This is a genomic window from Holzapfeliella sp. JNUCC 72, assembly GCF_053668685.1.
Genome location: NZ_JBSJYG010000002.1, coordinates 44,769 through 69,138 on the forward strand (window position 1 = coordinate 44,769; position 24,370 = coordinate 69,138).

The following is a 24,370-nucleotide window of genomic DNA, read 5'->3' on the forward strand; positions in this document are numbered from 1 at the left end:
CCCTCCTAAATTGTCAAACCGCCATCAACGGCGATAACTTGTCCGGTGATATATGGATTTTGAATTAAGAATTCCACAGTTTGGGCAACTTCATCAGCTGTTCCAAAACGTTTCAAAGGAATTGTTTCTTTGTAGTAATCCATTGTTTTATCACTAAGTGCATCAGTCATGCTAGTTTCAATCATACCGGGTGCAACAGCGTTACAACGAACGCCACGAAGTGCACCTTCACGTGCGATTGTCTTGGTTAAACCAATAATTCCAGCTTTACTTGCAGCATAGTTAGCTTGACCAATATTTCCATTTAGACCAACGATACTTGAAAGGTTGATAATGTTACCAGAACGTTGACGTTGCATTTGTTTTAAAGCAAATTTAGACATGTTAAATGTTCCAGTTAGGTTAGTGTTAATTACATCTTCAAAATCAGCTTGTTTCATACGTGTCATTAATTTGTCACGTGTGATACCTGCGTTATTAACTAGGACATCTAAATGACCATGTTCATCAACAATATCTGAAATAATTTGTTTGCTGTCAGCTTCGGAAGCAACATCACCTTTAACATAAGTTAGGTGATATTCATCAAAAATTTTCAATTGTTCAGGTGTTGGGTCGCTGTGAATGTTGATAACGACTTTAAAATCTTTACTTAAACGTTTAGCAGTTGCTAATCCGATACCTTTGGCACCACCAGTGATTAGGGCAACTTTTTTTTCAGTACTCATTTAAAATAATGTCTCCTATTTTGTCCATTTTTGACGCAATTGATTAAGACTTTCTAAATCATGAACAGCATAAGTTTCAAGCTTTGGACATGTTTTTTTAGCGAAACGACTTAGTGTTTGGCCAGGACCAATTTCAATTACAGCAGATAAGTCATCCATCTCTACTAATTTTTCTAATCCTTGGTAAAAGTGGGTAGGTTGAACGAGTTGATCAGTTAGTGTTTGCTTGATTGTTGAAAGGTCAAAAGGTGTGACGGTTGTGTTACTCATAACAGGAACGTCAGGGGTTTTGAAATCAACGTTTTCAAGACGTTTAGCTAACTTATCGCTCGCTTCTTGCATAAGTGGTGTATGTGAAGCAACAGACATTTTAAGTGGAATGGCCTTTTTAACGCCATGCTCTTTTAGTGTTTTCTTCACTTGTTTTAAACCACTTGCGCTTCCACCGATAACTGTTTGATCAGGGGTATTGTAGTTTGCAGGATAGGCGGCATCTGTCTGGTTGACGTCGGTTAGTACTTCTTGAAGAAGTTCTGCATCACAGTTCAAAACAGCCATCATTTTTCCAGGATTATTCTCGCCAGCTTCTTGCATGTAGCGCATTCTGTCAGCTAAAAGTGGAAAACCTTGGCTAAAATCTAAACTGTTAGCAGCGAGTAGGGCACTATATTCACCTAAACTAAGGCCAATATAGCTGCTAGCTTGACCAAATTCATGATTTAAAATTCTGAAAATTCCAAGACTCATTGCAACGATTGCAACCTGTGTATTTTCTTCTGCGTCAAAGACTTCAGGGTCAGTTAAATCAAGGTCTAATGCTTTTGAAGCTTCCTGTATGGTTTGACGATATAAAGGTTCTGCTTCATATAAGTCTTGTCCCATACCTTTAGACTGTTGACCTTGGCCAGCAAATAAATAACTAAAATTCATAAGCGAACCTCTATTATTCGCCTAATTTTTTGCTAACGTAGTTAACAACTTCACCAACAGTGTCTAGACTTTCGTCTTCTGTTTCGATTTCAATATCAAATTCATCTTCGATTTCGTTAACGATTTCAAAAACATCTAAACTATCTAGGTCTAAGTCATCTTTAAAGTTTGTTGATTCTACAATGCTTTCTACATCTGCATCTGTTTGTTCTTCCACGATAGCTTTGATTTTGTTTAAAATTTGTTCGTTAGTCATAATTAAATTTCCTCTCAATTTTCCAATAGTTTTATTATTATATTTTTTTTGTTGTTTTTAGTATTTTAAAATAACGGTTCCAATTTCAAGACCGCCACCAAATCCAATTAAAGCCAGTGTTTGGCCTTTTTGAACAGTGCCATCTTTAATCACCTCATCAAGTAAGATGGGTTCGCTGGCAGCTGCTGTATTACCAAATTTATCAATATTGATATGAGCTTTAGCTGGATCTAGTTTTAATTTTTTGACCACGGTTTTTATAATTCGCGCATTAGCTTGATGAAAAATAAAATGATCAATATCTTCTAAGCCTAAGCCAGCATCTTCAAGAGCTTTATTTAATGACTCAGGAATAGCTGAAGTCGCAAAGTCATAAACTTTACGGCCATTCATTTCAAAAGATAGGGGAGTGGTATCAAGCAATTGATTGAAGGGTGTTTGGGTATTGAAATGTCCGGCTGTTAGGTAACGTCCCATATCGCCGTAAGTTTCAAAATTATCACCTAGGTAGTAACCTGTGCTGTCATTTTTTGTAAATAAAGCACCACCAGCGCCATCTCCGAAAAGAATCGCTGTTGAACGGTCACTAAAGTCGACCAATTTACTTAATACTTCACCACCAATTACAATAGCGGTTGAAATTTTGTCATCATTAAATAATGAATGTGCCATTTTCAATCCGTAGACAAAGCCTGAGCAGGCAGTATTGATATCAAATGCCATCGCGTTAGTTGCACCTAGTCTACCTTGAACCATTGATGCCACGTTCGGTGTCATGTAGTCAGGAGACATTGTTGCAACGATGATTAAGTCAATGTCTTCGGCATTGTATTGGCTGTTAGTAATCAAATTCTCAGCAACGCTTAAACACAAGTCACTTGTTGTTTGCTGATTTGAAATATGTCGTTGTTTGATGCCGGTTCGCTTTGAAATCCACTCGTCTGATGTTTCCATAAATGCCGTTAAGTCATTATTGGTGACAACATTTTCAGGAACAACGTGAGCAGTTTGTTCGATAGAAAAATTTTTCATGTCGGTTTTAAGTGAGCTCATCCAAAAAGTCTTGTAAGTTGACTAAAGCATGTTTGACAACCTTGAGTTCGTCAAGGTTGAAACCTGCTAAAAAACGGTCGACCATTTTCGAATGAAAAGCATTATGAGCACGATACAACACACGACCTCTTTTGGTTAGTGTGATATCTGTTACTCGCTGATCATGAGGATTTTTGGTACGATTGATAAGGCCTTTTCGTTCAAGGTTTCTTAAGTTAATCGTTAGTGTTCCTCTTGATAAATGCATTTTTTTAGCAATCTGGGAAGCACTTTTAGGTTCGTGCAAACTAATAGCATGCACTAAGTGAACTTCTTTGACAGTAATATCGCTAAAAGAGCTCTTTTTTAACTCCTTTTCTTCGATTCTTAAAATATTGTCATAGACATTAGCTAAAGCTTCATTAATAAAATCATGTTCCGCTTTTTTGAACTTTGTTTCGTCATCATAAACTGACATACTTTTCTCCTCAGTTAAGTTATAAGCGCAACGTATACCTGATTTAATCGCGATTAGCTACGATAAATGTAAGCTCTGCTTGACAAGCTTTCTTACCATTAACTTCTGCGTAAGTTTCAACAATACCCATGTTGGCACGTTGCTTAATCATTTTGACGTGAAGTTTTAAGACATCACCAGGTTCAACTACTTTTCTGAATTTAGCGTTTTTAATAGCGCCCATATAAGCAGTTTTGCCTTCGAATTCTTTAGATTTTAAAATTAAAATAGAAGCGGCTTGCGCAAGAGCTTCAATAATTAGGACACCGGGCATAACAGGGTTTCCAGGGAAGTGTCCTTGGAAAAACTCTTCGTTAATTGTGACATTTTTAGTTGCCACGATTGATTCTCCGGGATTGATTTCATCAACGTAATCCATAAAAAGAATAGGATAACGGTTGGGAATCATTTTCATAATTTCGCTTGCAGTTAAAACTGGCTCCATAATTTCCTCCTATTGTTCAGCAATTGTGGTACTTTCTGAACTGGAATTTATGGTATATTATTTTTGTTTGAATATCAAACCTTTTTTTAAAATCTGTTATCAAAAATTTAAATAGTTACACAAAAAAAGTCGTCAAAAACCTTTATTTGAAAAGGTTTTGGCGACTTTTTAATAACTTATAAAAAGACTTTGAATATCAAACTATTTTTTGGCTTGTTTGATTGATTCTGCTAAGTGAACTTCATTGACTACAAAACGGTGAACCGCACAATTGTAACCCACTTTGTCACCAAGTTCGACAATGTAGCCGTTAATGTAATCTACTTCTGTTGGACGGTTTTTTGAAAGATCTTGATACATAGAAGGGTGGTGGTATTTGTAATCAACGCAGCCATCTAAAACACTTTGAATGGCTTCTTCTTTGGTTTGAGGTAAGTTAATATGATTTTTTTCACAGGCTTCAAATGCTTCATCCATCATTTGAGTTGTCATTTCTTTTGCCCCTTTGAAATCGCCAAATTGTCCCATTGGGATTTCAAACATTGTACAAATGGTGTTCACTACTGAGTTAAATAATAGTTTGGTCATAGCCATGCTCAAGTAGTCTTCACTATAGATAGGGTGAAGCTTGGCACTTTCTAAGTCAGCCATAATTTGTTTTTGAGTGTCGTCTGGTTCATTGTCACCGTAAGTAGCAAGGTGCATGCTTTCTTTACCTTCTTTACCCATAAAGTCAACGAATCCAGGTTCAGGCATTAATGTTGCAATCATAGCCGTTCCACCTAGAACATTTTTTTCTGGGAAGAACTGAACAATTTTGTCCATATGGCCAATCCCATTCATAGCACTGACAACATATTGATTATCGTTGAATAAGTTAGCCTTTTGACAACGTTCCAGTAAACTTTGGAGTTCCATTTGTTTTGCAAAAACTAACCAAACATCTGGTTTTTGATCATAAGTTTCAGGTGAGTAAATGTTAACGTTAATTAATTGTTCATTTTCATGATCACGTTGAACACGAATACCACCTTGTTTTTTGACGGCTTCGATATTAGGCTCCCATGAGTCGACAAAGTCAACTGTTGCACCTGCATTTTCTTGTAACATGACACCGTATCGAAACCCCATAGCTCCTGAACCCAAAACTGCATATCTCATATTAATTACCTCCGAATATTATAGATTTATTAAATTTTAACATTTATTACATAAAAATCAAATATTAAAAAACTTGACTTTTTCGAAAAACACAATATATAGAAAAATATTGCGTTTTTTTGAATGCGGTGTACAATATCTAGTGTTGATTTTTTATAGAGAAGGGGAAAGAAATTGAATCAAGACGCACTACGTGTTTTAAAACCAAGCTGGTATATTCATCAAATGAAGGGGTGGACTAAGCGAAGTTATCAGCTATTAGCATTAGGAATTCTTGTCGTGATTTTGACAACAATTACTAGTGAAATTGATGCCATTTCCATTACAACGATGTTTGCGGGAATTTTAGGGTATACAACAACATTAGCTATTACTAATGCCAAACCTGTTAACGGCATGTTTGGATTAATCAGTGCTATTTTATATATTATTGTGGCAATTTCAGCGAGAAACTATGCTGACGTTGTTCTACAAGCAGCATACATAGTTTTATTAGATATTCCGGTATTACTTTTACCAAAATGGTCTGAAAATGTACAAGAACATATCAGAGGTCTTTCTGACTCAAAACCTGTTAGAGATTGGGGTCTAACAGCATTATTCTTTATTGTTGTATTTGGCCTACTTTACTTAATGGACACAAATTTATTCATCAGTCCACGACCAGTACTAGATGCCTTTGCAGGAGCTGTTGGTATTACAGGATCAATTCTTGCAACATTACGATTTAGAGAACAATATTACTTTTGGATTTTCCAAGGTGTGATGAGTGTGATTCTATGGGGAACAACAGCCTTTCAAGGTGATGCTAACTTCACGCTACTATTCACATACACCTTGTATCTACTAAATGACGCTTTAGCTATTTTTGATAAAAACATTCCTTGGTTCCACAAAAAGGTTGACAAAAATTAAAAAGCATGTGAACATTATAAAAAAATGAAATGATTAAGCGATGATAAGAAAAGTACTTCTTAACTTCTTTTCAAAGAGAGTCTACAACTGGTGAGAGTAGATATTAGAAGCAGAACGAAAATGGTCTTTGAGCTTTTGTAGGTAAAGTAGTTGAGCTTGCAACGGGTACGCCTGATATAGCGTGAAGGAATGATAGTTCCGGATTGAGAAAGTTTATTTCCGTAGATGATAGGAAGTTAAACTTAAAATTAAGGTGGTACCGCGAGAGACACTCGCCCTTTTTCAGGGCGGGTGTCTTTTTTTATTTCATTTATTAAAAAGGAGGAGTCAAAAATGGCAAAAGAATCATTCGCAAAAGAAATGCAAAGTAAGCATCTAGTGACATTGTCACTAGGTGGTGTAATTGGAACGGGTATTTTTATGAGTTCTGGTTATTTAATTCAATCAGCAGGACCTGTAGGGACTTTAGCTGCTTATATCATTGGAGCAATCTTGGTGTGTCTTGTGATGTTGTGCTTGGGTGAATTATGTGTACAAAACCCGACGACAGGATCTTTTCATACTTATGCTAGTCAACACATTCATCCAGGTGTCGGATTCGTAGTTGCTTGGTTATACTGGCTAACATGGACGGTATCACTAGGGTCACAGTTAATTACCCTAGCCATGATAGCTAATGGGTTTTATCCAAGCATTGCGGTTTGGATTTGGTGTTTGGTTTTTATCGTATTGATTGCGGCATTGAACTTATCACAAGTGAAGTGGTTCGCAGCAAGTGAGCTCGTTATGTCAATTCTGAAGGCAGTAGCATTATTAGTTTTTATTCTAATCGGATTGGCTTTAGTATTTGGTATTATTAAGTCAGCAGGACAGACTCAACCGATATTATTAGCTAACTTCACTAAAAATGGTATTTTACCGCATGGCTTTTTACCTGTTATTTCAGTTATCCTAGCCGCCAACTTTGCTTTTTCGGGGACAGAAATCATTGCGGTAGCAGCTGGTGAAACCAAAAATCCGCAAAAGGTTTTGCCTAAGGCTATTTTGAAAACATTAGTAATTCTGGTTGTTTTATTTATTGGTGCTATTTTTGTCATTGGTGCTTTATTGCCTGAAGAATCCTCAGGATTAACCAATAGTCCGTTTGTCTCAATCTTAAATAATGCGGGATTTGCTTATGCAGGTAACATTATGTCCGTGGTTTTATTCGTAACGGTTTTATCTGGCGCAAACTCTGGTGTTTATGCAGCATCGCGGATGATTTGGTCATTGGCTAATCAAGGACCATTACCTAAGAAACTAGCAAAATTAAATAAAAACGGACTACCCGTGTATGGCTTAACCTTAACTTTATTAGGCGGGTTACTATCGCTGTTTTCTAGCATCTATGCACCAGGAACGGTTTACTTAGTATTAACCTCGTTATCAGGTTTTGCGGTAGTCTCTGTTTGGTTATCAGTTGGTGTAGCACAGTTAAGGTTTAGAAAGCAATATTTGAAAGCTGGTAATAAACTCTCAGATTTGAAATACAAAACGCCGTTTTATCCTGTGATTCCATGGCTAGTTATTATCTTATGTGTGATATCACTTGTTGGAATCGGGTTTGATCCAGAGCAACAAGCTTCCCTTTGGGCAGGGTTAATATTTTCAGCAGCTGTATTTAGTTATTATCATTTTGTAATCGAAAAAAAGGAGAAAAGAAAAAATGACAAAGCAATTAATCAAAGAGTGGGCAAAGCAACAAAATAGTATCGTTATTGATGGGGCAATGTCTTTAGGACTAGAAGAAAGAGATGTGAACCTCAACAATAAATTGTGGACAGCTTCAGCAATCGACTATTATCCTGAAAAAATAAAAGCTGTTCATCAATCTTATTTTGATGAAGGCGCAAACGTGGCCATTGTTTCAACCTATCAAGCGAGTGTTCAAGGTTATCTGGATCAAGGTTATTCTGTTGATGAAGCGAAGGCATTAATTAAGCGTGCAGTTAAGCTAGCAGACGCAGCACGACGTGATAGTGATTCATCTCAACCTAAATTTTTAGCGGGCGCGATTGGTCCTTACGGTGCTTATTTAGCAGATGGTTCAGAATATCGAGGAGATTATGAGTTGTCTGATGATGCTTATCGAGACTTTCATCGCGACCGAATTGAAGTTCTAATTAATGAAGGATGTGATTTGCTCGCAATTGAAACCCAACCTAGTTATCAAGAAATCAAGGTGATTTTAGACTTATTGGCTGATTTTAAAGACATTCCTGTCTGGGTGTCTTGTACATTAAAAGATGAAAAGACATTAAGTGATGGAACGCCATTTGATAAAGTTCAAACTCTTTTGGAAGAAAACCCTCAGGTAATTGCTTATGGGGCAAATTGTATCGCACCTGAACTAGTCACACCATTTCTTGAACAAGTCAAACCTAATGCCCATAAGGATTTGGTTATCTATCCTAACTCTGGTGCTAGCTACTCACCTGAGGTTAAAGAGTGGGATAATACGCCTCACAGTCATCAAACATTTGCGGATTACACGAAGCAATGGCATGATCAAGGCGCTAAATGGATTGGTGGCTGTTGTTGCACATCAGAACCTGAAGTTCGTGATATTGTAGAAAGTCTAAAAAAATAAACAACCAATTGGTTGTTTATTTTTTTATGATGACTTCAAAGTAATTTTCCCATTCGCTAAGATTATCTTCCCCAAGGTAGGCAATCATTGTGTTGCGATAGTCAGAAAAGTCTAGTGATGATAGCGCCATCAGTTCAAGGCCATCGGTTTTGCTTTTCATCAAAATATTTGTTTTAGTGAATCCATTTTTTTCGTAGAAAGCTTGGCGACGAACTCTTTGCGCGTATCCATCAGCTTCTTCAACCACTTCTTCAATTTCTAAAAAGATATTTTCTTTTGGATGCTGTGATTTTAAGTGTGTCAAAATCTTACTTCCATAACCTTTTGAACGTGTTGAAGGATCCATAGCTAGGTATGAGACAAGCAGATTATGATTGTCTACTGTGTAGTAGATCAGTCCTACGAAGGCTTCGTCATCTAAAATAGCTAGGAAATGATTTTGGTTGAGTTTAGCACGTTCAACAATAAATGAGAAGTCTAAACGTTCATGTTCAGGGAAAGCATCTAAGTAAAGTTGCTTTACTTTTTCCTGAATACTTGAATTTTGGCTAGTAACGTCTTTAAAGATTAAAATAAAAGTTCCTCCTTGATATAAAAAAACTACGCCTATAGACGTAGTTTAACAGAAAATCTTTAAATTTTTTAAAAAAGAATTTTAGTTTAGTTTAAAACTTTAACGATTGCATTGTTAAAGTCATCTAAATCATCTGGTGTACGACTTGTGACAAGGTTTTCATCAATCACAACCGCTTTATCTTCTGTGATAGCACCAGCGTAGTATAAGTCAGGTAATACAGAATTATACGCTGTCATTTTACGACCTTTAGTTAGTCCAGTTTGGATGAAAATTTGTGGACCGTGGCAAATTGCAAAAATAGCTTTATTAGATAGGAAGAAATGTTTTGTAAATTCAACATAACGGTTGTCTGCTCTTAAAATGTCAGGTGAAAATCCACCTGGGATTAATAGACCATCAAAATCTGAAGGGTTAGCATCATCAATGCTTAAGTCTGTATGGATTTGTGTTCCATTTTTCCCTTCGAATGTTTTGTTGGCTTCATTTTCAATTGTAATAACTTCATGACCTGCAGCTTCTAAAGCTTCAACAGGTGATGTGTATTCGATATCTTCGACAAAATTTGTAACGATTACAGCAATTTTACTCATTTAAATAAGTCTCCTTTGTTTAGGGTTGACTTACATTATATAAGTGAAAACCAAAAATTTCAAGGACTTACTAATAAAAAGTGACAAAATCTTTGCGTTTTGGTAGGTGGAATTCTAAAATGTAGGCGATAACAAGTTTAGAGGTGGTAATATGAGTTTGACTCAAAACAAAAAGAAGCTCTCGCTAATGGGCGTGCTTGTTTCTTTTGGGATTGTATACGGAGATATCGGAACGTCTCCTTTGTATACGATGAACGCGATCATTCGCGATGGTGGCGGATTTAAGAATTTGCAGCCAGATTATATTATAGGAAGTATTTCTTTAATTATATGGACTTTAATGATTATTACGACATTAAAATATGTCATTATTGCCATGCAGGCATCTAATCACGGTGAAGGGGGAATTTTTGCCCTTTATACCTTAGTCCGTCGCAAAAAGAAATGGTTGATTGTGCCCGCTTTGATTGGTGGGGCAGCGTTACTTGCTGATGGTACGATTACACCAGCTGTGACGGTAACGAGTGCGATTGAAGGATTGAAGTCGCAAAATCTAGGATTATTTACCTTCAGTAGTGATCAAAACGTGGTAATTGCTGTGGTAATTGCGATATTACTAGTCGTATTCGCTATGCAACGATTTGGAACGGCTAAGATTGGTCAGGCTTTTGGACCTATTATGTGTGGGTGGTTCTTCTTTATTGCAATCGTTGGCTTTTGCAATTTATTAAGCTATCCAGGTATTTTAAAAGCCTTATCACCTGTTTATGGCTTGCAAGTTTTGTTTAGCCCCGCTAACAAATCTGGTTTCTTTATTCTAGGAAGTATTTTCTTAGCTACAACGGGTGCTGAAGCTCTTTATTCCGATATGGGACATGTTGGTAAACATAACATTTACTTTAGTTGGCCAATTGTCTATCTATCATTAATTTTAAGTTACATGGGTCAAGGTGCATGGCTGATTAATAATCACATGACTGTTCAAAGTTCAGCTCTTAATCCATTTTACGCAGTAGTACCTGACAGCTTGACATTTTTCGCTATTATTTTGGCAACACTTGCTGCTGTTATTGCTTCACAAGCACTTATCACAGGGTCTTATACATTAGTATCAGAAGCTATTCGACTCAAAATTCTACCTCGCATGATTATCCATCATCCTGGTAACAAACGCGGTCAAATCTATATTGGAACAGTCAACTGGTTGTTATGTATTATTACAATTGCCTTGGTTTTATATTTCCAAAACTCGCAACATATGGAAGCCGCTTATGGTTTAGCTATTACAGTTACGATGTTAATGACTACAATCTTGCTACATAATTTCTTAGACCTCAAGGTACCAAAATGGTTATCATGGGTATTAACGGCGTTCTTCTTAGTCGTTGAATTTTCATTCTTTATTTCTAGTGCGGTTAAGTTTGAACATGGTGGTTACGTTACGGTGCTAATTACACTAGCTATCATTTTAGTAATGTATATTTGGTACTTTGGGAATAAAGTTCGTTCTAAATATGAAACAGACTATGAATATGGTTGTTTGACGGACTATAAAGATCAATTAGTTTCATTAAGTCATGATGAACAATATCCAGTTAGTTCGACGAATTTAGTTTATATGGCTAAGGTTAAAAAAGGACATCAAATCAAAAAATCAATTTTATATTCTATTTTAGATAAACGACCAAAACGCGCTAAGGTTTATTGGTTCATCACAATGGTAACAACCGACAGTCCCTATACACATGACTATACGGTTGAAACTTATGGCACTAAAAATGTTGTACAAGTAACGATTTACTTAGGTTTCAAAAAATCGCAAAAAGTGAATGTGTACTTGCGTCAAATTATCAATGATTTGATTGACCAAGGAACAATTGATCCACAGCCTCAAAGATATACAACTTCAAAAGGGCGTCGTGTAGGAGACTTTAAGTTCGTTATTTTAAAAGAAGCACTTTCTTTAGCAACGAATATATCTGGCTTTGACAGATGGTTGGTATCAGCAAGAATTTGGCTTCAAAACCATACAGCAACACCAATTCAATGGTTTGGATTGTCATTTAGTGACGTTAGAATTGAAAACGTTCCGGTTAATCTTGGGTACAAACCTCATATCAAGTTACGCCGAATTAATCACAAAAAGGCGCGTCAATATGAAACATTTGAAGAAGAAAGACAATAAAAAAAGAAAGCCGGTTGGCTTTCTTTTTTTATTGGTTATATAAATTTTCAAATCCAGTTTTTAAAGTCGTGTTTTCAGTATGTCTAAAATAAACTGTTCCAGCTGTTGCTTGATTTTGCGTTGCAACAATAACCTCTGGTTTATTGTTATGTAGTGTTAAGAGATACAGGTGTCGATCGGTATAAGTTGTTGATTTATCTTGAACATCACTGTAAGCCATAATGATGTTATAGTCGGCTGTTCCACGCATCGTTTTTTGATTAATGTAACCGATTGTTGCAGCATTACCATCAACATAGTAGTTATAAAGATCTAACCCATTAACAAAGTCAAAACCATAAAAAGTGGTGTGATTGGATTGGTGTGGGTAGTAACGTTGATAAGCTTGTCCCATTTGACTACTAAAAGAACGCATAAAAGCATCCATATTTTTTATCAAGCTAGTAATATCAGTAGCTTTAGGTTCAGGCGAACGATTACTACTTTGATTAGATTGGGCCTGTGACTGGTTTGACGATTGGCTAGTTGAGTCTTGTGAAGAAGATACTTGTGATTGACTACTTGTATTCTTAGGCATTAACAGAGTAGCTCCGATTAAAAAAATTATAATTAAGCCAATAAAACCGCCAACAATCCAAGGTGTTGAGTTGAATTTTGCTTGTTCCTTTAGGTAATCTTTTCTTTTCTTCATTTGAATGATAGTCCTTTTTTATAATGATATAAGTCTAATTAATACAAATGATACAAGTTTATTTGAAAATAAGCAAAAAAAAGCTAAGTTTTTACTTAGCTTTTTGGTAGATTCAATCTGGAATTGAACCAGTTGATGACTGTACACCTGTACATTGAATCTTAATATCTTAGTGAATTAATTATGAAAAAATTAAATTAGTATAACGGAAAAGGAATGAAATTGGAACAATTCACTAAGATAAATACTCAAGTTGGAGTCGAACCAACGCTTCTAATAAGGAAGATAACCAGTAGTTGAGTTAAGGTTTATTTTGTTGTTATTAATATAATACTAATTTTACTCTAATAAATCAACTCTTTTTTAATAAAAAAAACGATCAATTATGATCGTTTTCATTAACCCTGATATATTTTTTCGAAGTTACTTGCAAGATTTGAATTTTCCGTTTGTTTGAAATACATGGCATTGCCAGGCATACCTTGGTTTTGCATTGTAATCAAGACTTGTGGCTTTTGGTTATAGATAGTTAACAAATACAGATGCGCTCCTGCAAATGGCGCTGTTTCAGCATCACTGTAGACACCAACAATATTATAATCAGAATTGTTGTAAGATGTCTCTTTTATTGAAGCCAAGCGGAATGTCGCAGGTTTATTATCAACATAATAGTTAAAGTCATCTAAATCAGTCGTAATATCAAAACCATAGAAGTTTAATTTCGTTTGGTCTTGTACTTTAGGATAGTAACGTTTGTAGTTTTGGCCCATATAAGTACTAAAGTCGCTCATGTAGTTATCCATTTTTGCAATCTTAGTTGCGTCAAAGCCTGCGGTCACTTTACTTGAAGTTTGTGAACTCGCTTCTGACTGTGAGATGCTTTGCGAAGTTTGAGGGCTACTTTGTTCTGAAGATGTTTGGGTATTGTGGGGCGTTAGAAATAACGACCATCCACCAAGCGCAATAACAGCTAAAGCAAAAAGAATGATAAGTATAATACCTATATTCGAACGATTGTGGCGTTCACGTTTTCTTTTCAATGTATTAGTCCTACTTTCATTTTAAATAAGATACATCTAAATGTTACTATAAACGACTTCTTTAATAAATAGAAAGTCTTTATTTCACAAAAAAAGGCGGTTTATTTTTACTAGTGTCAATTTTATTCACATCACCTACTGATATTATATGCTCTTAATGATAAAATGAAGCCAATAAATGATTAAAAAGTGGGGTATCATCATGACAATATCTAAAGAAGATTATAAACATATACCAGAAATTTCTGATATCGAAAATAAGCAACCAATATTTTGGAAAAATCCAAATTATAACCAAAAAGCAGATTTAAGATTTGACTTAGCAGATATTTTTGATGCAGATGCGAGATGGCAAAGATTTGCACCTTTTATTGCTAAAGTTTTCCCGGAAACAAAGGCAGACGGTGGTGTAATTGAATCACCTTTAATTAAAATAGATGAATTTCACAAGCAATGGAATCAAGAAATGGATGACGACCATCAAGTGAAAGGATCACTATTCTTAAAAGCAGATAATTTACTTCCTATTACTGGATCGATTAAGTCTCGTGGTGGAATTTATGAAGTTCTAAAATTTGCCGAACATATTGCAATGACTAAAGGTGACTTGACTTACCGTGATAATTACGCTGTCTTAGCAGAAGAGAAGTTCATGAATATCTTTGCTAAATACAAGGTAGCAGTAGGGTCAACAGGAAACTTAGGTTTGAGTGTTGGAATTGCTGCAGCTAGTTTTGGCTTTAGAACGACTGTTTATATGTCACATGATGCAAAAGACTGGAAGAAAGATAAACTACGTTCAAATGGGGTAGAAGTAGTTGAATATGATAGTGATTTCTCTCACGCAATTACTGAAGGCAGAAAATGTGCACAAGCTGACGCCAATACATATTTTGTTGATGATGAAAGTTCATCTGATTTGTTCTTAGGCTATTCAGTAGCCGCTTTAGGTATCCAAAAACAATTAAAAGATCACAATATTGTCGTCGACGAAAAACATCCGTTAGTTGTCTACTTGCCAGCTGGTGTTGGTGGCAGTCCAAGCGGAGTTTCATTCGGTTTGAAACAGCTTTTTGGTGACCATGTTTATCCTGTGTTTTGTGAACCCACACACGTACCTTCTGTCACTTTAGGCCTTATCACAGGTCAAAATAACCATATCTGTGTGGAAGACTTTGGACTTGATGGCTTAACAGCTGCCGATGGATTAGCAGTTAGTCGTCCTTCAAAAATTGCTGGCCCTATCATGAGAACCTTATTGTTTGCAAGTGCAACATTTGAAGATAAAGATGTCTACCGTTATCTTGCAAGACTAGAAGATACCGAACATATTTCAGTTGAACCTTCTGCGACAGCAGGTTTTTGTGGTCTGAAGGCATTAGTTGCTCATGAAGTGGCAATGAATACACCTAAAACAACTCATATTGTTTGGGCAACAGGCGGTAGTTTGATGCCTGATAACGAAAAAATCCATAACTATCAATATGGAAAAACACTTGACTAGAAAGTAGATTTAATTGTTAAAAAAATCCCACATTGCCTTTTCACACGCTGTTATTTCAAGTGGTGTTTTAATGGCGAATTATCCAATCAAAGCCGCACTACCATTATTTGTCGGGGCCCACTTTGGTGCTTTTTCACCCGATTTAGATGGTGGTGACACTTACGATTCAGAATTGACAAGACTACTGGGTAAATTCAATCTGTTGCAATATATCCCCCATCGAACTTACACGCATACGGTTTGGGTGATTGGGTTACTAGTTTTGTTGTTTTATCAGATGCCACAACTCGGAACAAATGACTATTTGCTACGTAATTTGGTTTTAGGATTTACAATCAGTTATGCCTTACATCTGTTACTCGATAACTTTTCAAAACAAGGGGTTAATTGGTTTTTTCCTTTAGGTCGATATAAATACAATGCCCGGTTCAAGTCGTATCAAAAAAAGAGAAAATACCGCTGGTATTATTATCGTGTTAACGGCACGTTTGAACTGTGGTTTAGGCAGCTTTGCCGCCTAGTAATGGCTGTTAATTTTTATCTATTATACCTTCATTGGTTTTAAAAGCAGACACTTGTTGTCTGTTTTTTTATTGAGAATTTAATTAAAAACCGAACTTTTTTGTAAAAAAACTGGAAATAAATCAGTTTTTCTTATAAGATAGTCTATAAAATATTTTTCATTCGGGAGGAAATAGGATTATGGAATTGGTTGATACATGTATTCAAAATGGGCTGGTTTTGAATGTTTTCACAAGAGAGTTTGAACCTAACACGTTATGGATTAAAGCAGGTCGCATTGTGTCTGTTGGTGAAAGTGAAACCTTAAAAGCAAGTCAAATAATTGATGCAAAAAATCAATATTTAGTACCTGGATTTATTGATGCACATGTGCATATTGAAAGTGCCATGGTTTCACCTAGTGAGCTTGCAAAAGTGCTTCTAAAACACGGTGTAACAACGATTGTGACTGACCCACATGAAATTGGAAACGTGATGGGAACACAAGGAATCGAGTACATGATTGAAGATGCGCGACAAACACCGCTTGATGTTAAGTTTATGTTGCCATCATCTGTTCCTTGTGTACCTTTTGATCATAGTGGGGCAATTTTAAACGCGAAAGATTTAAAACCGTTATACCGTTATCCAGAAGTTAATGGGCTAGCTGAGGTTATGGACTTTCCCGCAGTGGCAAGCCAAAGTCATGAAATTATGCAAAAAATCAAAGATGCACAAGATGCAGGTTACCATGCTGATGGTCACGGTGCGGGATTAACACCAGAACAATTAGATATTTATCGTCAAGTTGGCATTGATACAGATCATGAAGCAACAAGCGCCCAAGAAGTCAAAGACCGTTTAAGTGCTGGATACTATGTGTTCTTGCGTGAAGGAACCGTTGAGCGAGATATTGAAAACACAATCGGTGCTGTTACCGAATCAAACGCACAGCGTTTAGCTTTTTGTACAGACGACAAACTAATCACTGATTTAGATAGAGAAGGCTCAATTGATTACTGCATTAAATTAGCTATTCAACATGGCGTTCGACCTGAAACAGCCTTTACCCTGGCAAGCTTCAATGCGGCTAATGCACACAAGTTAACCAACTCAGGTGCTTTAGCTACTGGATATCAAGCTGACATTGTTTTCTTGAATGATTTAGAACAAGTTGATATTGACCACGTTATGAAAAACGGTGAAATTTTAGCAGAACCAACAACACAACCAGCTCTATTCTCAGAATCAACCGTTCACCACCATTTCCAATTAGAAGACTTAAAAATGCCTTTACACAGTGATTACTGCAATGTGATCCAAATCCAGCCTAATCACATTGTGACAGATCATTTGAAAACATCTGTTAAATTAAATGATGGCCATTTTGAGCAAGATATTGACCAAGATATTTTGAAAATGGTCGTCATTGAACGTCACAATAATCTAGGAACTTATGGTTTAGGACTAGTTAAAGGATTTGAAATTCAAAATGGTGCTGTAGCCATTACAGTTGCTCATGATTCACATAATTTAGTGGCAGTTGGAAGCGATGATGAATCAATTAATAAAGCCATTCAAGAAGTAACCCAATCGGGTGGAGGAATTGCCGTGACTCAAAACGGTGAAGTGTTGAGTTCAATGCCGCTTGAAATTGCTGGATTAATGTCAGCTAAGCCTTATCAAGAAGCGGAAAAAGACTTAGATTTAGTCAATACCGCTTATCAAAAAATCAGTACTAATCGTGTATTTGATCCATTTATCACATTATCCTTTTTAACACTTCCTGTTATTCCATCTATCAAGTTGACTGATCAAGGTCTGTACGACTTTAATCAGCAAAAATTTATTTCAGTTGAAGCTGATTAAGATAAAATCAAAACTTTCCTTTCTTTTTAATAGCAAGGATGTTATTATCAATACAAGCACAAAACAAGTTAGAACCTTTAATGTTGGCCAGAGAGTCACAAAGGTCTTATGATAATAACCAAGAAGCAGGGACACAATCTTAGCGGAAGTGGATTTAGGCACGGTATTAAGCCAAGATTCACAACCGATTTTTACCACAATAACCTGCATTCATCATTAAGACTAGACTTTTAGACTCTTTGGAATTTTCCAAAGAGTCTTTTTTATTGGTTTTGATTCTGTAATTAATAAAGATTACTTCAGTGAGGGTAAATTAATTAGGAGGCAGAAAATGACAACGCATTTTGTCAATATGAATGAGTATTCAAAAACTCAAATAACCAATTTAATTAAATTAAGCGAAAAGTTCAAATCAGGACTGCAAATAAAACTTAGACGTCCAGTTTATGCCGCTAACTTATTTTTTGAGAACAGCACACGAACACATGCTTCATTCTATATGGCTGAGCAGCGATTAGGTATCAACGTTTTGGATCTGAACATGGCTACTAGTTCAACCCAAAAAGGCGAGTCTTTAGAAGATACTGTTAAAACACTTCAAGCATTAGGAACAGATATTGAAGTCATCCGTCATAGTCAAGATGGCTGGTATGAAGGAATGGTAGCAGATAAAAGTTTGAAGACCTCGTTAGTGAACGGCGGTGATGGTTCTGGACAGCATCCATCTCAATGTTTGTTAGACCTAATGACAATTCACGAAGAGTTCGATAGTTTTGAGGGACTCAATGTTGGCATTATCGGTGATTTAGCTCACTCGCGTGTTGCTAAATCAGATGCGCAACTATTACATAAATTAGGTGCTAACCTTTATTTTTCAGGACCAAAAGAATGGTATGACAAAACTTTTGATCAATACGGCCAATATGTTGAAAATGTTGATTCATTGATTGAAAAATTAGATGTGGTGATGCTATTACGTGTTCAACTTGAACGACTTAACAAAAATTCAGTCAAACAGTTTAAAGCACTGGACTATCATAATCAGTTTGGCCTAACTAAAGAAAGATTTGAAAAAGCAGCGCCTCATGCAATCATTATGCACCCAGCCCCCGTTAACCGCGGTGTCGAAATTGATTCTGACTTAGTAGAAGCCACTCAGTCACGAATTTTTAAGCAAATGGCAAACGGTGTTTTTGCCAGAATGGCAATACTGGCAAGTCTACTTAATGAAAAAGGGTTATTACAGGAGGAATTGAACATTGACTAAATCAACTTTGATAAAAAACGTGATACTAGATGGAACATCAACAGCGATTCTAATCGAAGACGGTATTATTAAACAGCTCGCACCTATTATTGAAGAAAAAGCAGAAATGACCGTCATTGATGGGCAACAAAACACGGTTTTGCCAGGGTTGATTGATGTTCATGTTCACTTTCGTGAACCAGGACTAACCTATAAAGAGACTATCGAAACAGGAACAAAAGCAGCAGCACATGGTGGCTTTACAACTGTTTTTGCCATGCCAAATGTTAAACCAGTTGTGGATAATCCAAAATCCCTACAGCATATGTTTGACTTAAATGAACGAGACAGCGTGGTGAAGACACTGCAATATGCGGCTATTTCAAGCAATCTTAGCGCATTAGATAACACTGATATTTCTAAAATGGCTGAAATGGGGGCTATTGGATTTACAAATGATGGCTGTGGGGTTCAACAAGCTAACATTATGTATGAAGCTATGCTTAAAGCAAAAGAAGTTCAAAAACCCATCATCGCTCATGTTGAAGACAATAGCTTAACTAATAAAGGCGTGATGAACGAAGGGGAAAGTTCAAGAAAGCTTAACTTACCGGGGATTAACAGCCTAAGTGAGTCTTCACAATTAGCGAGAGACTTGGTTTTGGCACATCACACAGGCGTGCATTATCATGTTGCTCATATTTCAACAAAAGAATCAGTTGAATTAGTCAGAATCGCTAAACAAATGGGTGTTCACGTGACGGCTGAAGTTTCTCCACACCACTTATTACTTGATGATTCAATGGTTGAAAACGATAACCCAATGATGAAAATGAACCCACCACTGCGATCAAAAGCAGACCGAAAAGCACTAATTGCAGGACTAATTGATGGCACTATTGATATGATTGCCACGGATCATGCACCTCATAGTGAAGAAGAAAAACAAGACAGTATGCTAGAAGCAGCTTTTGGTATTGTTGGAATTGAAACATCATTTAGCTTGATTTATACCAAATTTGTCAAAAGCGGATTAGTTGATTTGAATACGCTAATCAATTGGATGTCAAAGAATCCCGCAAAAGCATTCAATATTTCAGGAGGACGACTAGCAGTCGGACAACCAGCAGATTTGACTATTATGGATTTAGACAAACAGTATGAAATTCAAGCAAAAGACTTCCTATCTAAAGGAACGAATACACCATTTTTAGGATGGCAAGTTTTTGGACAGACAAAATATACAGTTGTTGACGGTAAAGTTGTTTATAAAGGTTAAGTTCAGGGGGCAAAGGTAATGAAAAAATATTTAGTTTTAGAAGATGGCAGCGTTTATACAGGTGAAAGCTTTGGTTCTACTCAAGATGTTTATGCAGAGCTTGTGTTTAACACAGGAATGACCGGTTACCAAGAAACCATTACAGATAACAGCTACCAGGGTCAAATTGTCAATTTTACTTATCCATTGATTGGTAATTACGGCATTAACTTGCAAGATTCAGAAGCGGATAAGCCTGCGGCTTCAGCGATTATCGTACACCAATTAGCACGCCGCATTGGTAATAAAAGAGCAGATATGACACTACAAGAATACGCTAATCAACATGAATTACCAGGGCTAATGGGGATTGATACACGTGAATTAACACAAAAAATTAGAGACTACGGGTCAATGAAAGCCGTTATCGTATCAGAAATTAATCAAGCTAAACTTGAAGCAATTTTTAAAACACCGCTTAACAACACCTTTAAAAACAGCAGTCAAAAAGGTGAAGCGCTTGATCAAAATACTGGACATACGGTTGCGGTTATCAACTTTGGCATTAAAGACTCTATCATTAAAGCACTACAAGAACGCCACCTACATGTTATTTTATTTCCTTACACCACAACTTTTGAAGAAGTCAAAGCGGTTAATCCAGCTGGTATCTTACTATCGAATGGACCTGGTGATCCGACGAACTACAAGCAAGCATTACCTTTAATTAGACAACTACAAGAAAATTATCCACTCATGGGTATTTGCTTAGGACACCAATTATTTGCCCTAGCTAATGGCGCTACAACTTACAAAATGAAGTATGGTCATCGTGGCTTCAACCATGCAGTTTCAGATTTTGAAACAGGTCAATCAAACTTTACTTCTCAAAACCACAGTTACGCTGTTGCAGAAGAATCTGTTCAAAACACTTACTTACAAGTTACACAAAAAGAAGTCAATGATCACACGGTTGAAGGATTGAAACTGATGAATCGTCCTGCATTTTCTGTTCAATACCACCCCGATGCTTGTCCTGGCCCACACGATGCAGCGTACATGTTTGATCGTTTTGCCAAAATGATGACAAAAGCCGAAAGGAGATTACAACATGCCTAAGCGTCAAGATATTCAAAAGATTTTAGTGGTAGGATCAGGTCCTATCATTATTGGTCAGGCTGCTGAATTTGATTATTCTGGTTCACAAGCTTGTTTATCACTGAAAGAAGATGGGTATGAGGTTGTTTTGATTAACTCAAACCCGGCTACCATTATGACGGACCACGACATTGCAGATAAAGTCTACATTGAACCGATTACGCTGGATTTTGTGACAAAAGTGATTGAAAAAGAGCGTCCAAATGCGATTTTAGCTACTTTAGGTGGACAAACAGGACTTAACATGGCTAAAGAACTGAGTGATGCTGGAGTATTAAGCCAGTATAATGTAGAAGTTTTAGGGATTAACTTACAGACTATTGAAGAAGCCGAAGACCGTGATAAGTTTAAACAATTGATGGACCGCTTACATGAACCCGTGCCAGAATCTGCGATTGCCAATACTTTAACTGAAGCCAAAGCAATTGCACGTCAAATCGACTATCCGCTTGTGATTAGACCGGCTTATACGCTGGGTGGAACAGGTGGTGGATTCGCCCATAGTGATAAAGAACTTGAAGAGATTGTCACGAATGGACTTGAGTTGTCACCGGTTAATCAAGTTTTAGTTGAAAAATCGATCTCAGGATTTAAAGAAATTGAGTTTGAAGTGATGCGTGATCACGAAGATAATACCCTAATTGTAGCTTCAATGGAAAACATTGATCCTGTCGGTGTTCACACAGGTGATTCAATTGTCACGTCACCTGTTCAAACACTGTCTGACCGTGAATATCAAATGATGCGTGATTCAGCGATTAAAATTATTAAAGCCCTCAAAATTGAAGGGGGTTGTAACGTTCAAATGGCGCTTGATCCAAGTAGCTTGCAATATTACATTATTGAGGTTAATCCGCGAGTGTCTCGTTCTTCAGCCTTAGCATCAAAAGCGACCGGTTATCCAATCGCCAAAATCGCTGCTAAAATTGCGGTTGGCTATTCACTTAACGAAATTACCAATCCTATTACCAAAACAACGGTTACGAACTTTGAACCCGCTATGGATTATGTGGTTACCAAAATTCCAAGATGGCCCTTTGATAAGTTCCCAACAGCTGACAATACCTTAGGAACTCAGATGAAAGCAACCGGAGAAGTCATGGCAATTGGACGTAACTTTGAAGAATCAATCCAAAAAGCGATTCGTTCTCTTGAAATTGACATTAAAGGGATTGAAGATATCGACTATCAAGATGTGGCAACGGCAGACTTGATGCGCAAGCTCAACCCAGCTACTGATGACCGTTTGTTTATCTTGTTTGAACTGTTGAGTCGTGGCGTTGATATTGATGAACTAGCAGACTTAACACAAATTAATGTTTTCTTCTTAGACAAGCTACTTCATATTTTAGAAATCGCAGATGACCTTAAAGCAAATCCAACAGACGTGAAAGTCTTAACAACAGCCAAGCAAAATGGATTTACGGATAAAACAATTGCCTATTATACTCACTCAACGTCTGATGAAGTACGTCAACTTAGAAAAGAAGCTGGCATCGTACCCGTTTATAAGATGGTTGATACAGTGGCGGGTGAGTTTGAATCTAAAACACCTTATTATTACTCAACTTATGACCACAAGAATGAATCACAATCTTCTGATAAACAATCAGTGCTAGTTCTAGGTTCAGGCCCCATTAGGATTGGACAGGGTGTGGAATTTGATTACGCAACCGTTCACAGTGTTAAAGCCATTCAAAAACTAGGGTACGAAGCGATTATTGTTAATTCAAATCCTGAGACCGTTTCAACAGACTTCTCAATTTCAGACAAATTATACTTTGAGCCACTTGATTTAGAAGATATTTTAAATATTATCGACCTTGAACAACCACTAGGTGTTGTTGTCCAGTTTGGGGGACAAACCAGTATTAATTTGGCCAAAAAGCTACAGGATTATGGCGTTAATATTTTAGGAACAACGGTTGATGATATTAATCGAGCAGAAGATCGTGACTTGTTCAACCAAGTTATCAAAAATGCACAACTGGCACAACCTGCTGGTAGTACCGCAACAACGATTGAAGAAGCAGTCAAAATCGCCAATGAATTATCCTATCCAGTACTCGTTCGCCCTTCTTATGTGCTAGGTGGCCGTGGAATGGAAGTTGTACAATCAGATAAAGAACTCGTTAACTACATGACAAAAGCAGTTGCCGTTTCACATGATCACCCGGTTTTAATTGACTCGTATCTTGAAGGATTTGAAGCAGAAGTAGATGTTTTATCTGATGGCGAAACTGCCGTAATCCCAGGGATTATGGAACATATTGAAAGAGCAGGTGTCCATTCTGGAGATTCTATGGCGGTTTATCCAACACAACGACTATCACAATCAGTCAAAGACCAGATGACAACTGCCTCTATCAAGTTAGCTAAAGAATTAAAAATCGTGGGTATGATGAATATCCAATTCGTCATTAAAGATGAAGTTGCTTACGTGATTGAAGTCAATCCTCGTGCGTCAAGAACTGTGCCCTTTATTTCAAAAATCACCAATACGTTATTAGCTCAACTTGCCACTCAAGTGATGCTAGGTCAAAAGTTAGTCGATTTAGGCTTTGAAGATGGTGTATTGCCTGAAAGTCAGTTAATCCATGTTAAAGCGCCGGTGTTTAGTTTCAATAAAATACACAACATTAATACGCTATTGGGACCTGAAATGAAGTCGACAGGTGAAGTTATGGGAACAGGAAAGACTTATCAAGACGCGTTATACAAAGCTTTTGTCGGTAGTGGGACTAAGATTTTAAAAGATGCGACAGTCTTACTGGCCATGGATCCAACTAACCAAAAAGCGTTAGTGACAACTGCCCAAGCCTTTATCCAAAAAGGGTTCAAGCTACTTGCCATTGAAAGTAACCACGACATTTTGACTCAAGCAAAAATCGTGTCTGAACTAGCACAAACACAAGAATTAGCGACAGATGCATTGGCTTACTTACGTCAAAAAGACGTGGGAATCGTCATCAATACTTGTGAAAACGTTGACTTAGATTCAAAAGAAAATCGCCTAATTAGAGGTGCTGCTATCGAAGATAATTTAAGTTTATTCACAGCCCTTGATACGGTTAACGCCTACTTATCCATCCTAGATACTAATATTGACCAACTAGAAGTGACAGAAGTTTACTAAAG

At 36.8% G+C, this 24,370-nt stretch carries 22 protein-coding genes and 1 other annotated feature; of the genes, 11 read left to right on the top strand and 11 right to left on the bottom strand.

Features of this window, described 5'->3' with window-relative positions; translation table 11 throughout:
- Positions 1–5: 5 nt before the first annotated feature.
- The 7 genes from JNUCC72_RS06095 to JNUCC72_RS06125 all read right to left on the bottom strand — a co-directional run bounded on the left by JNUCC72_RS06095 (position 6) and on the right by JNUCC72_RS06125 (position 5,069).
- On the bottom strand, positions 6–728 hold the full coding sequence (locus tag JNUCC72_RS06095) for a 3-oxoacyl-ACP reductase family protein (protein WP_454144918.1): 723 nt from the start codon (positions 726–728) through the stop codon (positions 6–8).
- Positions 729–743: 15 nt separating this feature from the next.
- The gene (locus tag JNUCC72_RS06100; RefSeq protein WP_454144920.1) at positions 744–1,658 is read right to left on the bottom strand and encodes an ACP S-malonyltransferase; all 915 of its coding nucleotides are present in this window, start codon (positions 1,656–1,658) and stop codon (positions 744–746) included.
- A 13-nt stretch (positions 1,659–1,671) separates the two neighbouring features.
- A complete protein-coding gene (locus JNUCC72_RS06105) occupies positions 1,672–1,914 on the bottom strand; it encodes an acyl carrier protein (protein ID WP_339970407.1) in 243 nt (80 codons plus the stop codon).
- 57 nt (positions 1,915–1,971) lie between these two features.
- Complete coding sequence (locus JNUCC72_RS06110) at positions 1,972–2,946, bottom strand: beta-ketoacyl-ACP synthase III (protein ID WP_454144928.1); 975 nt, start codon at positions 2,944–2,946, stop codon at positions 1,972–1,974.
- Between the two features lie 7 nt (positions 2,947–2,953).
- The gene (locus JNUCC72_RS06115; protein ID WP_454144922.1) at positions 2,954–3,424 is read right to left on the bottom strand and encodes a MarR family winged helix-turn-helix transcriptional regulator; all 471 of its coding nucleotides are present in this window, start codon (positions 3,422–3,424) and stop codon (positions 2,954–2,956) included.
- 43 nt (positions 3,425–3,467) lie between these two features.
- Positions 3,468–3,908 (bottom strand): 3-hydroxyacyl-ACP dehydratase FabZ, encoded by a 441-nt coding sequence (gene fabZ, locus JNUCC72_RS06120; protein ID WP_339970404.1) that lies wholly within the window; start codon positions 3,906–3,908, stop codon positions 3,468–3,470.
- Between the two features lie 201 nt (positions 3,909–4,109).
- Positions 4,110–5,069, bottom strand: a complete 960-nt coding sequence (locus tag JNUCC72_RS06125; RefSeq protein WP_454144924.1) for a ketopantoate reductase family protein — start codon at positions 5,067–5,069, stop codon at positions 4,110–4,112.
- A gap of 225 nt (positions 5,070–5,294) precedes the next feature.
- Here JNUCC72_RS06125 and pnuC point away from each other — a divergent pair, with 225 nt between their 5' ends.
- From pnuC to mmuM, 3 genes are all read left to right on the top strand, one after another.
- The gene (gene pnuC, locus JNUCC72_RS06130) at positions 5,295–5,984 is read left to right on the top strand and encodes a nicotinamide riboside transporter PnuC (RefSeq protein WP_454144930.1); all 690 of its coding nucleotides are present in this window, start codon (positions 5,295–5,297) and stop codon (positions 5,982–5,984) included.
- A 31-nt stretch (positions 5,985–6,015) separates the two neighbouring features.
- Positions 6,016–6,267 (top strand) — a binding site (T-box leader).
- 50 nt (positions 6,268–6,317) lie between these two features.
- Positions 6,318–7,733: an amino acid permease gene (locus JNUCC72_RS06135; protein WP_454144745.1), complete on the top strand. Its 1,416-nt coding sequence runs from the start codon at positions 6,318–6,320 to the stop codon at positions 7,731–7,733.
- Positions 7,690–8,613, top strand: coding sequence for a homocysteine S-methyltransferase (gene mmuM / locus JNUCC72_RS06140; protein WP_454144747.1), 924 nt, complete (start codon positions 7,690–7,692; stop codon positions 8,611–8,613). The genes JNUCC72_RS06135 and mmuM overlap by 44 nt, the downstream gene beginning before the upstream one ends.
- Before the next feature lie 16 nt (positions 8,614–8,629).
- On the opposite strand, the gene JNUCC72_RS06145 is transcribed toward mmuM, so the two are convergent.
- Together JNUCC72_RS06145 and JNUCC72_RS06150 are read right to left on the bottom strand one after the other, a co-directional pair.
- Positions 8,630–9,223, bottom strand: a complete 594-nt coding sequence (locus JNUCC72_RS06145; RefSeq protein ID WP_454144932.1) for a GNAT family N-acetyltransferase — start codon at positions 9,221–9,223, stop codon at positions 8,630–8,632.
- Positions 9,224–9,273: 50 nt separating this feature from the next.
- Positions 9,274–9,780, bottom strand: a complete 507-nt coding sequence (locus JNUCC72_RS06150; protein ID WP_454144749.1) for a type 1 glutamine amidotransferase domain-containing protein — start codon at positions 9,778–9,780, stop codon at positions 9,274–9,276.
- Between the two features lie 151 nt (positions 9,781–9,931).
- Here JNUCC72_RS06150 and JNUCC72_RS06155 point away from each other — a divergent pair, with 151 nt between their 5' ends.
- Positions 9,932–11,965 carry a KUP/HAK/KT family potassium transporter gene (locus JNUCC72_RS06155; RefSeq protein WP_454144751.1) on the top strand — a complete coding sequence of 678 codons (2,034 nt, stop codon included), beginning with the start codon at positions 9,932–9,934 and terminating at the stop codon, positions 11,963–11,965.
- Between the two features lie 28 nt (positions 11,966–11,993).
- Here JNUCC72_RS06155 and JNUCC72_RS06160 read toward each other — a convergent pair whose 3' ends face one another.
- Both JNUCC72_RS06160 and JNUCC72_RS06165 read right to left on the bottom strand, forming a co-directional pair.
- On the bottom strand, positions 11,994–12,656 hold the full coding sequence (locus JNUCC72_RS06160) for a DUF4767 domain-containing protein (RefSeq protein WP_454144753.1): 663 nt from the start codon (positions 12,654–12,656) through the stop codon (positions 11,994–11,996).
- Between the two features lie 398 nt (positions 12,657–13,054).
- Positions 13,055–13,696 carry a DUF4767 domain-containing protein gene (locus JNUCC72_RS06165; RefSeq protein WP_454144755.1) on the bottom strand — a complete coding sequence of 214 codons (642 nt, stop codon included), beginning with the start codon at positions 13,694–13,696 and terminating at the stop codon, positions 13,055–13,057.
- Between the two features lie 178 nt (positions 13,697–13,874).
- On the opposite strand from JNUCC72_RS06165, the gene dsdA reads away from it, so the two are divergent.
- From dsdA to carB, 7 genes are all read left to right on the top strand, one after another.
- Positions 13,875–15,200, top strand: coding sequence for a D-serine ammonia-lyase (dsdA, locus tag JNUCC72_RS06170; RefSeq protein ID WP_454144757.1), 1,326 nt, complete (start codon positions 13,875–13,877; stop codon positions 15,198–15,200).
- A gap of 13 nt (positions 15,201–15,213) precedes the next feature.
- Positions 15,214–15,765, top strand: a complete 552-nt coding sequence (locus tag JNUCC72_RS06175; protein WP_454144759.1) for a metal-dependent hydrolase — start codon at positions 15,214–15,216, stop codon at positions 15,763–15,765.
- A 137-nt stretch (positions 15,766–15,902) separates the two neighbouring features.
- Positions 15,903–17,570, top strand: a complete 1,668-nt coding sequence (ade, locus tag JNUCC72_RS06180) for an adenine deaminase (RefSeq protein ID WP_454144761.1) — start codon at positions 15,903–15,905, stop codon at positions 17,568–17,570.
- A 331-nt stretch (positions 17,571–17,901) separates the two neighbouring features.
- Positions 17,902–18,837 (top strand): aspartate carbamoyltransferase catalytic subunit, encoded by a 936-nt coding sequence (locus tag JNUCC72_RS06185; protein WP_454144763.1) that lies wholly within the window; start codon positions 17,902–17,904, stop codon positions 18,835–18,837.
- Positions 18,830–20,095 carry a dihydroorotase gene (gene pyrC / locus JNUCC72_RS06190; RefSeq protein ID WP_454144765.1) on the top strand — a complete coding sequence of 422 codons (1,266 nt, stop codon included), beginning with the start codon at positions 18,830–18,832 and terminating at the stop codon, positions 20,093–20,095. The genes JNUCC72_RS06185 and pyrC overlap by 8 nt, the downstream gene beginning before the upstream one ends.
- Before the next feature lie 18 nt (positions 20,096–20,113).
- Positions 20,114–21,193, top strand: coding sequence for a carbamoyl phosphate synthase small subunit (locus JNUCC72_RS06195; RefSeq protein ID WP_454144767.1), 1,080 nt, complete (start codon positions 20,114–20,116; stop codon positions 21,191–21,193).
- Positions 21,186–24,368: a carbamoyl-phosphate synthase large subunit gene (carB, locus tag JNUCC72_RS06200; RefSeq protein ID WP_454144769.1), complete on the top strand. Its 3,183-nt coding sequence runs from the start codon at positions 21,186–21,188 to the stop codon at positions 24,366–24,368. The genes JNUCC72_RS06195 and carB overlap by 8 nt, the downstream gene beginning before the upstream one ends.
- The last annotated feature ends 2 nt before the right edge of the window (positions 24,369–24,370 follow it).

Excerpts from the sequence above, each read along its gene's own strand:
- JNUCC72_RS06095 (WP_454144918.1), bottom strand. The coding sequence starts at position 728 with ATGAGTACTGAAAAAAAAGTTGCCCTAATCACTGGTGGTGCCAAAGGT.
- JNUCC72_RS06100 (WP_454144920.1), bottom strand. The coding sequence starts at position 1,658 with ATGAATTTTAGTTATTTATTTGCTGGCCAAGGTCAACAGTCTAAAGGT.
- JNUCC72_RS06105 (WP_339970407.1), bottom strand. The coding sequence starts at position 1,914 with ATGACTAACGAACAAATTTTAAACAAAATCAAAGCTATCGTGGAAGAA.
- JNUCC72_RS06110 (WP_454144928.1), bottom strand. The coding sequence starts at position 2,946 with ATGAAAAATTTTTCTATCGAACAAACTGCTCACGTTGTTCCTGAAAAT.
- JNUCC72_RS06115 (WP_454144922.1), bottom strand. The coding sequence starts at position 3,424 with ATGTCAGTTTATGATGACGAAACAAAGTTCAAAAAAGCGGAACATGAT.
- fabZ (WP_339970404.1), bottom strand. The coding sequence starts at position 3,908 with ATGGAGCCAGTTTTAACTGCAAGCGAAATTATGAAAATGATTCCCAAC.
- JNUCC72_RS06125 (WP_454144924.1), bottom strand. The coding sequence starts at position 5,069 with ATGAGATATGCAGTTTTGGGTTCAGGAGCTATGGGGTTTCGATACGGT.
- pnuC (WP_454144930.1), top strand. The coding sequence starts at position 5,295 with ATGAAGGGGTGGACTAAGCGAAGTTATCAGCTATTAGCATTAGGAATT.
- JNUCC72_RS06135 (WP_454144745.1), top strand. The coding sequence starts at position 6,318 with ATGGCAAAAGAATCATTCGCAAAAGAAATGCAAAGTAAGCATCTAGTG.
- mmuM (WP_454144747.1), top strand. The coding sequence starts at position 7,690 with ATGACAAAGCAATTAATCAAAGAGTGGGCAAAGCAACAAAATAGTATC.
- JNUCC72_RS06150 (WP_454144749.1), bottom strand. The coding sequence starts at position 9,780 with ATGAGTAAAATTGCTGTAATCGTTACAAATTTTGTCGAAGATATCGAA.
- JNUCC72_RS06155 (WP_454144751.1), top strand. The coding sequence starts at position 9,932 with ATGAGTTTGACTCAAAACAAAAAGAAGCTCTCGCTAATGGGCGTGCTT.
- JNUCC72_RS06160 (WP_454144753.1), bottom strand. The coding sequence starts at position 12,656 with ATGAAGAAAAGAAAAGATTACCTAAAGGAACAAGCAAAATTCAACTCA.
- dsdA (WP_454144757.1), top strand. The coding sequence starts at position 13,875 with ATGATTAAAAAGTGGGGTATCATCATGACAATATCTAAAGAAGATTAT.
- ade (WP_454144761.1), top strand. The coding sequence starts at position 15,903 with ATGGAATTGGTTGATACATGTATTCAAAATGGGCTGGTTTTGAATGTT.
- JNUCC72_RS06185 (WP_454144763.1), top strand. The coding sequence starts at position 17,902 with ATGACAACGCATTTTGTCAATATGAATGAGTATTCAAAAACTCAAATA.
- JNUCC72_RS06195 (WP_454144767.1), top strand. The coding sequence starts at position 20,114 with ATGAAAAAATATTTAGTTTTAGAAGATGGCAGCGTTTATACAGGTGAA.
- carB (WP_454144769.1), top strand. The coding sequence starts at position 21,186 with ATGCCTAAGCGTCAAGATATTCAAAAGATTTTAGTGGTAGGATCAGGT.